We start from the raw sequence: 13828 nt of genomic DNA, 5'->3' as shown, positions 1-13828 counted from the left end.
ATATTTACACTAATAAATAGGTTAACTATGCGCTTTACAATCACACCTTTAGTTACATCAGTTTTACTCACTTTATCACTCCCTTTGCAAGCACAAATTATGAATCAAAATGCCAGTAGCTTTGATTCGGTTTATAACATCGAAACAGTTAGTGGAATGTCTCTAGATAAGAGAGCGCTTTTAGGTGGTGTTGTGATGTCTTCTTCCCAGGTTAATTTATCAGCTCAAGTGTCTGGCGATGTTTTAAGCGTTAATGGCCGTGAAGGTGACATGTTTAAAAAAGGAACTATCATAGTAACACTGGAGCAAGAGTCCATTAAAGCGCAGCGTGATTCTGCTTATGCTGAAATTGCTTCAGCTAACGAAGCTCTTAGAAATGCCGGTGTTCAATATTCGCAATCTATTGTTTCTCCTAATAGTGGTGGAATGTTGGGTGGCGTGCCAGGCATGTTCTCAATGTTTACTGATCCTATGTTAAAAATAAGCGGACAAGGTAACCCTGAGTTTGATAAATTTGCCAATAGAACATCCCGCTACACTACTTATCAACAGGCTAAAAATAAACTAACTCAAGCAGAAAATAACTTAAAGCAAATTGAATCACGCCTTAAAGATGCAAATGTTAGTGCTCCATTTGATGGGGTTATTGTTGCTAAATCAATCAATGAAGGTGACGTTGTTCAGCCGGGTCAAATCTTATTAAAGTTTGCTAATATTAAAGATCTACAAGTAGAGGTTAACATCCCTTCAAGACTGGTTAGAAGCTTAAAGCTTAATAAAAATTATCGAGTTAAACTTGATATCGCAAATATTGTTGTTGATGCAAAATTAGCTCAAATCTACCCAATTGCAGATAATGCCAAGCATAGTGTCAAGGTGAAACTTGATTTACCTGCTAATGTACCAGTTTTACCTGGTGCATATTCTGAAGTAGAAATTTTTGAAACAGACTCAGGAATTCTAACACCTATTGTTCCAGATGCAGCCATTATGTGGCGTTCATCACTACCGAGTGTTTTTGTGATAAGTCCGCTGACTAATAAAACCGAATTACGCTTTGTTCGCTTAGGTGAGCAGGTTGGTAGCGATAAGAAAAGCATTTTATCGGGCTTAAAGATTGGTGAAAAAATTGTCACAAATCCAAATATTTTGATGATTTCAGGAATGAATATTTAATTTATAACTTATGTCAAATCATAATACAAACAATAACGATGAGATAGATCTAGGTATTGCTGGAAAGCTAACTAAAGCCTTTATTACTTCACCTTTATCTATTATTATTTTCTTTGCTATGTTGGGTGCCGGTATTATCGGTCTAATTTCAACACCCCGTCAAGAAGATCCGCAAATTTCAGTACCTCTAATTGATCTTTTTGTAGAATATCCAGGCGCCTCATCAGAGGAAGTTTCTAATATTGTAGTTAAGCCATTAGAGCGTTTAATGGCTCAAATTTTAGGTGTTAAGCACGTTTACTCAGTGAGTGACAAAGGTCAAGGTATTATCACGGTAGAGTTTGATGTGGGTCAAGATATGAACGCATCCATTATCAAGGTTCGTGACAAGATGCTGGCAAATCTTGATTTTATGCCGCCCGGTGCTAGGCAACCTTTAATAAAACCAAAAGAGATTGATGACGTCCCTATTATTAATTTAACTTTATGGTCAAAGTCATTAGATGATGGCCAATTACGCTCCTTGGGTCTAGAGCTGATTCAACAGTTGGAGAAAGTAAAAGACACTAACAATGGCTTTATTGTTGGTGGTCGTAAAGAAATTTTTCACATTGATGCTTATCCTGGGCGTTTAGCGGGTTATGGTGTTTCTATCCAACAAATAGCAGGAACAGTAGGTAATGCTAATGTTCGCGAGCATACTGGTAATATTGAACTAAATGGTTATAACATGGAAGTCTACGCGGGTGACTTCTTTACCAAGGTTGAAGATATAGAAAACTTAGTGGTAGCTATTAATGATGGCAAGCCCATCTATATAAGAGATGTTGCTGATGTTTATTATGCGCCAGAAGAAACTGAGCATATGGTTAGCTACTATACTGGTAAAGCTAATAAAACCGGAAAGAAAGCTACCGGTGAACAAGCTGTTACTATTGCTATTGCTAAGAAGTTTGGATCTAATGGTGTTGCCGTTGCAGAAAATATACTAGCCAAAGTAGAAGAATTAAAAGGTCGACTTATCCCAGATAATGTTGAAGTCTCTGTTACTAGAAACTACGGAAAATCAGCAAAAGATAAGGTTAATTCTCTAATTAAAAAATTATTCATTGCAACTGGTGCGGTTACATTATTGGTATGGTTTGCATTAGGAGTGCGTCCAGCTATCGTTGTTACCTTGGTTATTCCGGTGGTTCTATTAATGACTATATTCTCTGCCTGGATTTTGGGTATGACGATTGATAGAGTGAGCTTATTTGCACTAATCTTCTCAATAGGAATCTTAGTAGATGATGCGATTGTTGTAACTGAAAATATCTATAGACGCTGGCTCATTGACAACAAAATTAGCATTGGTACTGCGATTGATGCAGTAAGAGAGGTGGGAAATCCTACTATTTTAGCAACCTTTACAGTGGTTGCAGCACTTGTGCCAATGGCAGCAGTAAGTGGAATGATGGGCCCATATATGGCACCAATTCCAGTATTAGGATCTGTAGCAATGATGTTCTCGTTATTTGCAGCCTTTGTCTTTACGCCATATTTCATTATGAAATTTGTGCCACCACTGAATGTCTTACATAAGATGCATGCAAAAGAAGAGAAAGAAGCAAAAGTCATGTATGCTTTTTACCATTCAATCATTTCAAAATTATTTAGTAACGCAGCATATGGTTGGAGCTTTCTTGCTGGCTTAGTAGTGGTTTTCTTTTTAGCCATGTCTATGTTTTACACAACTGCCGTGCCAGTTAAAATGCTGCCACTTGATAATAAGTCAGAGTTCGGTGTGATGCTTGATATGCCAGATGGAACCTCTTTATCAGATACTGCTTCAACCCTACATCTAATGGCGCAAAAGCTTCGAAATGTAGAAGAAGTTATCGATATTCAATCATATGCAGGTACCGCTAAACCATTTGATTTTAACGGTTTAGTTAGGCACTCTTACTTACGTCAATCTTCTTCAGTTGGTGAGTTACAAATTCAACTAGCTGAAAAGGCAGATCGCCCTCGCTCAAGCCATGAAATTGCATTAGAAGCGCGTGACTTACTAAAAGAAATTGCAGAAGAGGCTGGCGCAGATTATGCAGTAGTTGAGATGCCACCAGGCCCTCCAGTTTTAAGACCAGTAGTTGCTGAAGTTTATGGCCCCGATAAAGAAACTCGTCGTAAATTGGCCAATGATTTAACAGAGTTGTTTATCGAGTCTGGCACTATGGCAGATGTTGACAATTTAATGCGTGACGAATATCCTGTCATAGATTTCCAAGTTGATACCGCCAAGGCTTCAAGATTTGGAGTTAGCGTTATGACTGTTAAAGAAACTTTAGCAATGGCTATGACTAGTTTTAATGTTGGTACAATTCGCTTGAAAAATGCTTTAGAGCCTTCACGAATTTGTCTTCAGGTGCCACTTACAAAGCGCTCTCAACTTTCTTATTTGACACAGTTACCTGTGCCCGCACAGAATGGCAGTATGATTCCTATTTCTGAATTGGGATCGTTTAGCTACAAAAAACAAGATGATCTAATTTATCATAAGGATTTATCAGACGTTGAATACGTACTAGGTGAACCTATTGGACGCTTAAGTGCGCCAATTTATGCAATGTTTGCAGTTGATGACTTACTACTTAAATATCAAACACTTGATGGTACTCAACTACAAGGTGAATATTTAGGCCCGCCAAAGAATCAAAACATACCGGGATTTGAATGGTCTGGTGAGTGGACAGTTACTTATGAAACTTTCCGTGATATGGGTACAGCATTTGCGGTTGCTCTTGTGGTTATTTACATGCTTGTTGTATGGCAGTTTGGTAACTTTATAATTCCAGCCATCATCATGGCGCCAATCCCGTTAACTTTATTGGGTATTGTGCCGGGTCATTGGTTATTAGGCGCTGAATTTACAGCTACCTCTATGATTGGCTGGATTGCACTTGCCGGAATTATTGTACGTAACTCGATTCTATTAGTTGATTTTACTGTTCAGGAATATGCCAAAGGAACGCCATTTTTTGATGCGGTGATTAACTCATGTGCATCAAGAACTAGACCAATTATGATTACTGCTTTTGCATTAGTCGGTGGCTCTAGTGTAATACTATCTGATCCTATCTTCCAAGGTATGGCTATTTCATTATTGTTTGGTGTTTTAGTCTCTACAGTGCTGACATTGGTTGTAATTCCACTAGGAACGTTATCAGCAGGTGAAGAGTCTTGCCGCAATATTGCGGTTAATATGGGGCTACTGCCAGGTGATGCTGATTCAGATGCTAAGTACAATGTTCATAAAGAGTCGAAGCCTAAATCTGATAAGCAAGGTTCTGATCCTAAAAACTGGATTAAAACAGTCTTAACTAAAAAAGCCAATAAGCCTAATGAAACATCTGAAGATGAAAAAATTGATACAAATGGCCTTCTTAAAAAGGAAGATAAAAACGATTTGTAAGTGATTGAAAACACCCGAGTAGGGTGGTAGAAACAAAAAAATACCGACTTTATGTCGGTATTTTTTTTTGCTTAATATTTAGATTAATATGTTGTTAACTAATGGATTCTCCTGCAGCTTGCAGATCCGCATGATAAGAAGATCTGACCATAGGCCCACTGGCAACTTGTGAAAAACCAAGCTCTGTAGCAATAACCTTGTATTTTTCAAATTGGTCTGGATGAATATAAGCTTCTACCGCTAAATGATGCTTGCTAGGCTGAAGATACTGCCCCAAAGTAAGCATATCAACGTGATGTGCTCGCAAGTCTTTTAATACATCAATAACTTGCTTCTCAGTCTCACCAACACCCAACATTAATCCTGATTTTGTAGTAACTTGAGGATGTTGAGCCTTAAAAGCTTTCAATAATTCAAGTGAGTACTCATAACTTGCCCCTGGTCGTACTTTAGGATACAAGCTTGGCACAGTTTCAAGATTGTGGTTAAACACGTCAGGAGGGCAAGATTTAAACACTTCGAGTGCCTGTTCAACACGGCCTCTAAAATCAGGTGTTAAAATTTCAATTTTTACATTAGGTGTGCATTGTCTAACCGCATCAATGCACTCTTTAAAATGATTCGCACCACCATCACGTAAATCGTCGCGATCAACAGAAGTAATGACCACATACTTAAGCTGCATTTTTTCAATCGTTTCAGCCAAATGTTGAGGTTCATCAGCATCAAGCACTTTAGGCTTGCCATGTGCAACATCGCAAAAAGGGCAGCGACGCGTACAAATTTGACCCATGATCATAAAGGTCGCAGTGCCATGATTAAAGCATTCACCAAGATTAGGGCATTGCGCTTCTTCACACACGGTAAATAATCGCTGACTTCTTAATGTAGTTTTTAATTTTGCTACCTTTGATCCACTGGGATGCTTAATACGAATCCAGCTAGGCTTACGAATGGGTGCGCGCTGTGAATCAGGCTTGATCCTAAGGCGTGATACCTTTGACTCACCTTTCAGGTGTTTAATATCAATTTCTTGTTCTGATAAATGATTATTTGGCACTGGTAATATGTTGTATAAGTAGTTGTGAAAGTTGCTTAGAAAGCTTTGAAAAACTAACCTTATTATCCGCTAAGTCTTTCACCTGTGTTACTTTCAATCCTTGATATCCACAAGGGTTAATTTGATCAAATGGAGTTAGATCCATATCAACATTCAAACTTAGCCCATGATAGGTTCTACCTTGCTTAACTTTTAACCCTAAGGCTGCAACTTTTGCATGATCTACATAAACACCGGGTGCATCTTTTTCAAGGTGCGCTTTAATGTTATACAAGTTTAACAAGTCAATAATAGAGTTTTCAATCATCGAAACTATTTTTTTAACTCCAATACCTAGGCGCTTTAAATCAATCAAACAATAAATAATTAGCTGTCCTGGCCCATGATACGTAATTTGACCGCCACGATCAGTTTTTACAATTGGAATGAGGCTAATATTAAGTTCATGCTCTGGCTTTCCTGCAATACCTTGGGTGAAGACACTAGGGTGTTCAACAATCCACAATTCATCTTCGGTGTCAGGGGAACGTGCATCCGTAAAAACTTTCATTGCCTGCCAAGTTGGCAAGTACTCCTGATGACCTAGCTCAACAATCCGCATACAAGCCTATAAAACGTAGGCGACCAATTCACAATCTTGTAAATCTTGATTGATAGCATCTAGTTGTGCTCTACTAGTAGCAATGATTTTTAAAGTAATTGAAACATAACCACCTTTTGAGCTTTGTTTTTTGGTTACGTTATCAGGATGAATTTTGTCAGTGTGGCGCTCCACAATCGTGCAAACAGTTGTGTGTAATTCGAGACAAGTTTTTCCAAACACTTTAACCGAGTATTCGCAAGGAAAATTCCATAACTCTTCAGGAATAATATTAGTAGTAGTCATAATCAGGGGATTTTATCTTCTATTACGGTAGAATATGGCCAATTTTCACTTTTTCAAGTTATTATGCGTCCAGAGCAAGTTAGTAAAATCCTTACACAAGAGTTTGAATCCGTATTTGACGGTCATCATACGCCGGTTATGTTGTGGGGTGCGCCAGGTATTGGTAAGTCACAAATCATCTCCCAAGTTGCACAGGCGCATGATGTCGAGATTATCGATATTCGCTTATCGCAAATGGAGCCAAGTGATCTTCGAGGCATCCCTTTTAAAAATGGAAAACTAGTTGATTGGTCAATTCCATCATTATTACCCGATGAAAAACGCCATGGCAAACAAGGTATTTTGTTTCTTGATGAGATAACTTCAGCGCCACCAACAGTTTCTGCTGCTGCTTATCAGCTTATTTTAGACAGACGCTTGGGTGATTACATCGTCCCAGATGGCTGGGTTATTTTTGCAGCCGGCAATCGACAAGGTGATCGAGGCGTTACTTACTCAATGCCCGCACCTTTGGCTAATCGTTTTTCTCATTATGAACTTGCCGTTAATCTAGATGATTGGGCTACATGGGCTTATAAAAATAAAATTGATGAACGTATTATTGGCTTTTTACGTTATCGCCCTGAGCATTTATTTGAATTTGATCCAGCACACAATCCAGTTGCTTTCCCTTCGCCAAGAACTTGGGAGTTTGTACATCGTGCATTGAAAAAATTTGACAATGATTTAGTTTTATTTAGGCAAGCTGCCAGCGCCTGCGTTGGAGAAGTAGCGGGCGTTGAAATTACTACTTTTGTTGAGCACATGGCTGATTTACCAGATTTAGATGCTATTATTAGAGGCGAACAAGTAAACATCCCAACAGAGCTAGATCTTCAATACGCTATTTGTGCAGCATTAGCAGGACGAGCGATAGCGGCAAAAGAAACAGATGACGCACAAAAAATTTGGGGTAATATTCTTAATTTTGCGCGTGATTTTCCACAAAAAGAGTTGGGCGTTATGCTTGTTTCTGACATGCAAAGAGCCATTGGCGGCGATATTTTTGCTATACCTGAATTTGCAGATTGGGCGGGGAAAATAGCAGAAACAATGTTTGACTAAAAGTATCCGTGATTAATTTAAATATAAACCAAAAATATTCGACTAAGCCGCTATTGAAATTAAGGCTTGGTTTTTATCTATTCCATTCATGTTTTGATGGGCAATTTGGATAATGACAGTCGCTAGCGAATTACTTATCTTAACGCGAGAGCAGTATAGCGCGTTATCATTAGCCAATAATTGCATCAATGCGGTTAAAACAAAATATAAGACTGAAATTAAAATACTTTATAAAAAAATATCGGAAAATTTAGAAATGGAATTTTATGAGCAATTTAATGCTAAAAAATTGATTATTTTTGCCTTTTTAAGAGAGAAATTGACTGATTTAGCCATAGAAAATCAACAATTATACAAAATAGCGAGTAAGTTGACCAATAAGCCAGAATTTTTAGAAAAATTTGGCAAATTATTGAAATCACATGCTAGATTGGAAAATAGGGGGCTATTTCCAAATATTGACTTGCTTTCCCCATCACAACGAAGAAAAATTCTTAATTCGAGTGCCAAGCACGCATCAGCTTCTATCTATGAGTGATTCAGAATACCCCTATTGGAAAAGTAAGGATCTAAAGCCTGAGCCTAAAGTTTCGGTGATTGGTGAAGATGTTATTTTTGAAAATAATGTTGATGATGTTGATCTAGAATTGGTGGAAGCTAAGCTTACTAAGGCGCGTACTCAGCTTATTTTAGATAAGCCTTTTTTAGGTAATTTAGTCTTAAGATTACCGCTTAAAGCAGCAGGATCTTGGTGTAAAACCAGTGCCACTGATGCGAAAAGTTTTTATTACAACCCTAGTTTTATTGATAAATTAAACAACCATCAGACTAAATTCGTTTTAATTCACGAAGCGCTTCATTGCGCGCTCACGCACTTCGCAAGACGGGGTAATCGTGATAAACACAAGTGGGATCTGGCTTGTGATTTTGCTATTAATCCACTGCTGGTTAAGGAAGGTTTTCGCCCTCCATTGGATGTTCCAATTTTTAGCAAATATGAAAGTATGATTGCTGAAGAGATTTATCCGATGATTGACGATAGTATTGATACCGAGCCTATGGACCAGCATTTGTATGATGACGATCCAAAAGACGATGCCGACGAATCTGATGGTGGAATGAGAGAAGATAGCTTGGAGGGTGAAAAAGATAACAACGAAGGCAAGAGTCCAAAGAATAAACCTTCACCAGGTCAAGCAAACTCGGAGACTTTAGCTGATAAACCCGCACCATTATCGCCTGATGAAATGCAAGAGCTGAGTAGTAAATGGCAAAAAAATCTTGCCTCAAGCGCACAGTTGGCTCAACAAGCTGGCAAGCTTGATGGTGAATTTGCCAAACTTATTGATTTTTTCTTGCAACCTCAATTATCTTGGCAATCTCTTTTAGCGCAGTATATGTCTAGTCTTGCTCGAGATGATTTCTCCTATGCTAGACCTTCTAGAAGAAGTGGTAATGCTATCTTACCTTCATTAAGATCTAGCCAAATTGACATAACTGTCGCAATTGATACTTCTGGGTCTATTTCTCAAAATGAGATTGATGAATTTGTATCAGAGATTAATGCCATTAAAAGTAATATGCGCGCTTCAATTACACTGATTGCTTGTGACGAAAAGGTAAGTCCAAATTTAATTTGGCGCTTTGAAGCCTGGGATGAGCTAACATTCCCCGCTTCTCTAGGTGGTGGAAAGGGTACTAATTTTAATCCAGTGTTTGATTACCTAGATCAGCAAGATTCTACCTCTAGCGTGCTTATTTATTTCACAGATGCCAAAGGTAAGTTTCCAGAGTTTGAGCCAAATTATCCAGTGATGTGGCTGGTTAAAGGTAAAGAGCCAATCCCTTGGGGGTCAAGAATTCAACTCAATTAATTATGCTTGATTTAACGCCTGAAAAATTAGAAAAATATCTAGAAACCAATCAACCTTTATTGCTTGATGTTAGAGAGCAGTGGGAATGGGATAAATGCCATTTGGATAATGCACGGCTACTACCAATGGGTCAAATTATGGCCAATATTGATAGTTTAGATAAATCAGCAGAAATGGTGATTATTTGCCATCACGGTATTCGATCCATGCAAGTGGCTCGCTATTTTGAATCCATTGGATTTAATCAGATTATTAATCTCAAAGGTGGACTTGACGCTTGGGCTAAGAGCATTGATAGCTCAATGACGCAGTATTAACCTAAACGCTGCCTGCTAGCTTCAAACAAGCTAATACCTGTTGCGACCGACACATTAAGACTTTCCACATTACCCTGCATTGGAATTAACGCCAACTGATCGCAAGATTGCTTGGTAAGATTTCTAAGTCCTGTACCTTCAGCACCCATAATAAGCGCACTAGGGGTGGTTAAATCAATTTGGTAAATAGATGTCTCAGTAGAGCCATCTAAGCCAACCACCCAGATATTTTCTTGCTGCAATGCTTTAATAGTTCTGGCAAGATTCGTTACTTGAAAAATTTTTAATTGATTTAATGCACCTGCTGCAGTTTTATGTACCAAAGCATTAATAGGTGCGGAGCCATCTTTGTTAATAACCACACAATCAACCCCAGCAGCATTTGCACTGCGCAGGCAAGCACCTAGATTTCTAGGATCTTGAATGGAATCTAAGATCAAAATTAAAGGCGTTTTATCCAGTCGAGACACAAAGCTAATCAACTCATTTTGATTAGGCAGGGTAGGCAATAAAATTTCAGCAGCTATCCCTTGATGTGTTTGATTTTTAGTAAGTTTATCCAGTTGTTGCTTGCTGGATTTGACTGTATTAATATCAAGTTGATTAAGTTGAGTTGTAATCTGATTAACGCGCTTATCGTTGCGGTTATCGAGTGTCAATACTTTTACAAAACCTTCTGGTGCAGAATCAAGCTGAGCCTGAATGGCGTGAAAGCCAAAAATAACGATTGTTTTAGACATGAGAGGGTGGGTTAGAGTTTATGATCAAATATTTCAATATAAGCATCTTTTCTAAGTTTTTTAGTCCAGTCGCTAAAGTACTGATTTTTCTTTTGACGAATTAGCGCAGCCTTGATTGTCTTTAAATGATTATCAACCTGACGCTTTTCAATAATTTTTACCAATCTCCAGCCATTACCAGCTTTAAAAGGAGCAGATAGCTCTTGAACTTTTAGCGATTTTATTGCCTTAATAAAGTCCTTAGGTAGACGCTTTTGAATAATCCAATCAGATTCACCGCCATTTTTGTAAGACTCGTCTTGCGAGTATAGTTTTGCCAAACCAGAAAAAGATTTTCCTTGTTTGATCTGGATGGATAAATCAACTAATAGAGCCTGAATTAAATCATCTTGAGATTGTAATAATGAGTCAGTTTTATCAATAGAGCTAATAGCAATTTGAGCAATACGAATTTGAGTCTCAATATCATCACTAGTTGCTGGATTATCTTTTAAAGTCTGATCAATTTCAGCCTGGCTGATGGATAATTGAGCTTTGCTACTGATAAACTCTTTAAGGCCATTTAGGGATAGCTGCTGCTGAATGCTTGCCATAATTTCCCCAAATTCAGGTCTTTTTTGCAACTGCTCAAGGGTTAATTTGTTTTGCATGGCAACTCGCTTAAGCATATTGTTAATGGCAACTGGCTTAGGTTTAACACCCAATTCCTTAACTTTATCCATTTGCAAGAGTATATCAACTTGCTGATTAACAGCTTTTAATTTAGCTTCTTTAGACTTCTGAGCATCTGTTTTAGCATTAATAGTATCACGGGTAATTAAATGATCATTAACAATAGCAATAATACTATTAGGTGTGGCAGCTGAATTAAGCGAAATAACTAACAACAATAAAAGAAATTTACTCATTTTATAAATCATCCAAGTTAGCTAGGTAGTTTGGCACCTCATCCTCAAGACGTTTGGATAAGCCAGGTGAGATGGTAGCAAGTCCTTTAAGTACTAATTCAAAGTTAGTTACGTAATCATAGTCATTGCCACTAACATGCTTTTTAAAGTGCGCTAAACGTAGTGCCCAGCAACAAGATTCATAAGCCACACCTGTGGTTTCTTTATTGGTAATCGAGTCAGTGATCGATCGATTAAGACCTGCAAATACATGCACATTTGAGGTAATTGGATAAGCACCATAAAGTTCAGCAGTTTTTACTCCAGCATTATCATGATGCGCCAAAGTTAGGAATTTTCTAGGATCAAGAATGTAACTTACTGAACTGTCACGCTTGTCAATTTTGTTAGTTTCTGGATCGTATTGCAACGTGTTATTAAAGGTAAAATTGTCAAGGCTTAAATCTGCTGATAAGGCAATATCAGAATATTTTCTTCTACTAATTAAAACACCTGAACTATTCATATCCGTGTCATCAAGGTGGCGAGTTTGCGCAGCTTTTAGACTTAGATAAGTGTCACCTGTCTCTTCATCAATAAAATCAGACTCAAGACCTAAGGTGAAGTTGTTGGCGTTGCTGATTCTATCAAGACCAGTAAACTTTTGTCCTGAAAATAACCCTTCATAAGAATCATTTTTATCAGCAGAATCGAAACTTGGTAATGCACTTTGATCTTTTTTAGGTGTGAAGTTATAAGCCAGTCTTGGTGTCAATGTTTGGATCATGTTTGTTCCAAATAAATCCAGCTCCCTTTCTAGAAAAAACTTTGAATCAAGTCCAAAGCTATAAATAGAGCGAGACTCATCTGCACTATTGTCCATCGTATATTCAGTATTTAAAAGATTTAATTTTGGCGTTAAAGAATACGCATTTGTAGAGATAGGGCGAGAAAAGTTTGCTTGTGCATGAGTACGCACCCCTGTAATAGCTGAGGTTTTGTGTTTAAACTTGGCACTCACCAAAGATAAGTCCAGCTTCCTATTATCCATCCCTTCGAATGCTTTTGAAATTGAAAATTCTGTCGCACGAGTATAAGTAGCAACTCCAGCATTAACTAATTGCTCATTTTCTGCAAACAGGGCAATATTTAGATTTTGATTATCATCTTTATAGTTTAGATCAAGATGCGAATGTAATGCGCGACTAGAAGTGTCACTATGAGATATTTCCTTAAAGTAATCTTTATCAGAAACACGATTAGTCGCTAGACTAAACTTAGTTTTTTCATTAATCGATAAATCAATGGTTGAATTTAGCAACCAGCGCTTATTCTTGGTAATATCATCTTCATTAAGATAATGCGCTTCAATCTCAAAGCGGCCTTTGTCTAAATATTTATTACTGGCAATTAATTGTCGATACTTACCCTCAACAACGCTTCCGCGACTTGAGAGTTGATTAAGAGTTAACAAAAAGTCACGATCTGGGGCGATATTAAAGTAATAAGGGATTCGAACTTGATAGTTATTACTTTCATTGGCAACTGATTCACTATAACTACCAAATGCAGGTGCTAAAAAGCCTGAACCACGTCCTTCTAATACCCATTCATGATAAGGTGTGTAAAACACAGGAACACCTAAAAATTCAACCACTACATCATTGGCAACGCCGCGGTTAGTTTTTGAGTTAAGTGTAATTTGATCTGCTTTCATTTGCCAGTCAGTATTACCAAGCGGGCATAAAGAATAACTAGCATCATCAAATACTTGCTTAGTACCATCATTAACTATTTGTTGAGCTTGTCCATTTATCTTGGTATCTGGATAATGAAATTGAGCTTGACTTAGAGTGGTGTGAGTTATGTCTGCCTGTTTTTTAACAATGGCACTATTGCCTATTAACATCAGCTCATCATTTTGAAATTGAACATTGCCTTTAGCTGTAGAGGTTTTATCTGATTTTTTAATCTTAATTTCATCTGCACTTAAATAATAAGCACTAGAATTAAGAGAAACATTTCCAGACAAAAGATAAGTATCACTTTTAGTAACTTCGCTACGATCAGCAACTACGTCCAAATTTTCATCGTTTGATAAGGTTTGCTTTGGAAAAAGCAAGCGATTCTCTTCACAATTTAAAATGTATCCCTGTGCATTGGCCAAACTAGAAAGTAAAGCAAACGAGCAAAGAGCAAGGAACTTTTTCATGATGATAGTTATATTTTTATAATCCAATTATTTTAACACCAACTAAATAGCAATATCCTCAATATATTAGCTTCATGAGCGTGCATTTATTTGGGTAAAATAACTGAGGTTTTAACAA

Annotated in this window: 12 protein-coding genes; 6 read left to right on the top strand and 6 right to left on the bottom strand. The window is 37.6% G+C overall.

Going from position 1 to position 13828, the window contains the following annotated elements:
* Positions 1–27 precede the first annotated feature (27 nt).
* Together N9Y32_02630 and N9Y32_02625 are read left to right on the top strand one after the other, a co-directional pair.
* The gene (locus N9Y32_02630) at positions 28–1176 is read left to right on the top strand and encodes an efflux RND transporter periplasmic adaptor subunit (GenBank protein ID MDB2589907.1); all 1149 of its coding nucleotides are present in this window, start codon (positions 28–30) and stop codon (positions 1174–1176) included.
* Between the two features lie 10 nt (positions 1177–1186).
* Positions 1187–4630: an efflux RND transporter permease subunit gene (locus N9Y32_02625; protein ID MDB2589906.1), complete on the top strand. Its 3444-nt coding sequence runs from the start codon at positions 1187–1189 to the stop codon at positions 4628–4630.
* Between the two features lie 94 nt (positions 4631–4724).
* On the opposite strand, the gene lipA is transcribed toward N9Y32_02625, so the two are convergent.
* The 3 genes from lipA to N9Y32_02610 are packed head-to-tail and all read right to left on the bottom strand — an operon-like array spanning position 4725 to position 6576.
* Positions 4725–5690 (bottom strand): lipoyl synthase, encoded by a 966-nt coding sequence (gene lipA / locus N9Y32_02620; GenBank protein MDB2589905.1) that lies wholly within the window; start codon positions 5688–5690, stop codon positions 4725–4727.
* Positions 5680–6291, bottom strand: a complete 612-nt coding sequence (gene lipB / locus N9Y32_02615) for a lipoyl(octanoyl) transferase LipB (protein MDB2589904.1) — start codon at positions 6289–6291, stop codon at positions 5680–5682. Before lipB ends, lipA begins: the two co-directional genes overlap by 11 nt.
* A 6-nt stretch (positions 6292–6297) precedes the next feature.
* Positions 6298–6576: a DUF493 domain-containing protein gene (locus N9Y32_02610; GenBank protein ID MDB2589903.1), complete on the bottom strand. Its 279-nt coding sequence runs from the start codon at positions 6574–6576 to the stop codon at positions 6298–6300.
* A 63-nt stretch (positions 6577–6639) separates the two neighbouring features.
* Here N9Y32_02610 and N9Y32_02605 point away from each other — a divergent pair, with 63 nt between their 5' ends.
* The 4 genes from N9Y32_02605 (at position 6640) to N9Y32_02590 (ending at position 9871) form a co-directional block, all read left to right on the top strand.
* On the top strand, positions 6640–7680 hold the full coding sequence (locus tag N9Y32_02605) for a MoxR family ATPase (protein ID MDB2589902.1): 1041 nt from the start codon (positions 6640–6642) through the stop codon (positions 7678–7680).
* A gap of 112 nt (positions 7681–7792) precedes the next feature.
* Positions 7793–8218, top strand: a complete 426-nt coding sequence (locus tag N9Y32_02600) for a hypothetical protein (protein MDB2589901.1) — start codon at positions 7793–7795, stop codon at positions 8216–8218.
* On the top strand, positions 8211–9554 hold the full coding sequence (locus tag N9Y32_02595) for a VWA-like domain-containing protein (protein MDB2589900.1): 1344 nt from the start codon (positions 8211–8213) through the stop codon (positions 9552–9554). The genes N9Y32_02600 and N9Y32_02595 overlap by 8 nt, the downstream gene beginning before the upstream one ends.
* Positions 9555–9556: 2 nt before the next feature.
* Positions 9557–9871 (top strand): rhodanese-like domain-containing protein, encoded by a 315-nt coding sequence (locus N9Y32_02590; GenBank protein ID MDB2589899.1) that lies wholly within the window; start codon positions 9557–9559, stop codon positions 9869–9871.
* Here N9Y32_02590 and rlmB read toward each other — a convergent pair.
* Genes rlmB through lptD form a run of 3 tightly spaced genes read right to left on the bottom strand, consistent with a single transcriptional unit; the run spans position 9868 to position 13710 of the window.
* Complete coding sequence (rlmB, locus tag N9Y32_02585; protein MDB2589898.1) at positions 9868–10611, bottom strand: 23S rRNA (guanosine(2251)-2'-O)-methyltransferase RlmB; 744 nt, start codon at positions 10609–10611, stop codon at positions 9868–9870. The genes N9Y32_02590 and rlmB overlap by 4 nt on opposite strands.
* An 11-nt stretch (positions 10612–10622) precedes the next feature.
* Positions 10623–11519, bottom strand: a complete 897-nt coding sequence (locus tag N9Y32_02580; GenBank protein ID MDB2589897.1) for a peptidylprolyl isomerase — start codon at positions 11517–11519, stop codon at positions 10623–10625.
* A gap of 1 nt (position 11520) precedes the next feature.
* Positions 11521–13710 carry an LPS assembly protein LptD gene (lptD, locus tag N9Y32_02575; protein ID MDB2589896.1) on the bottom strand — a complete coding sequence of 730 codons (2190 nt, stop codon included), beginning with the start codon at positions 13708–13710 and terminating at the stop codon, positions 11521–11523.
* Positions 13711–13828 lie beyond the last annotated feature (118 nt).

Source organism: Candidatus Thioglobus sp., from assembly GCA_028228555.1.
In the GTDB taxonomy this organism is placed as follows: domain Bacteria; phylum Pseudomonadota; class Gammaproteobacteria; order PS1; family Pseudothioglobaceae; genus Thioglobus_A.
The sequence above is the reverse complement of the archived record's forward strand: the minus strand, read 5'-3'. Positions and strand labels throughout refer to the sequence as shown.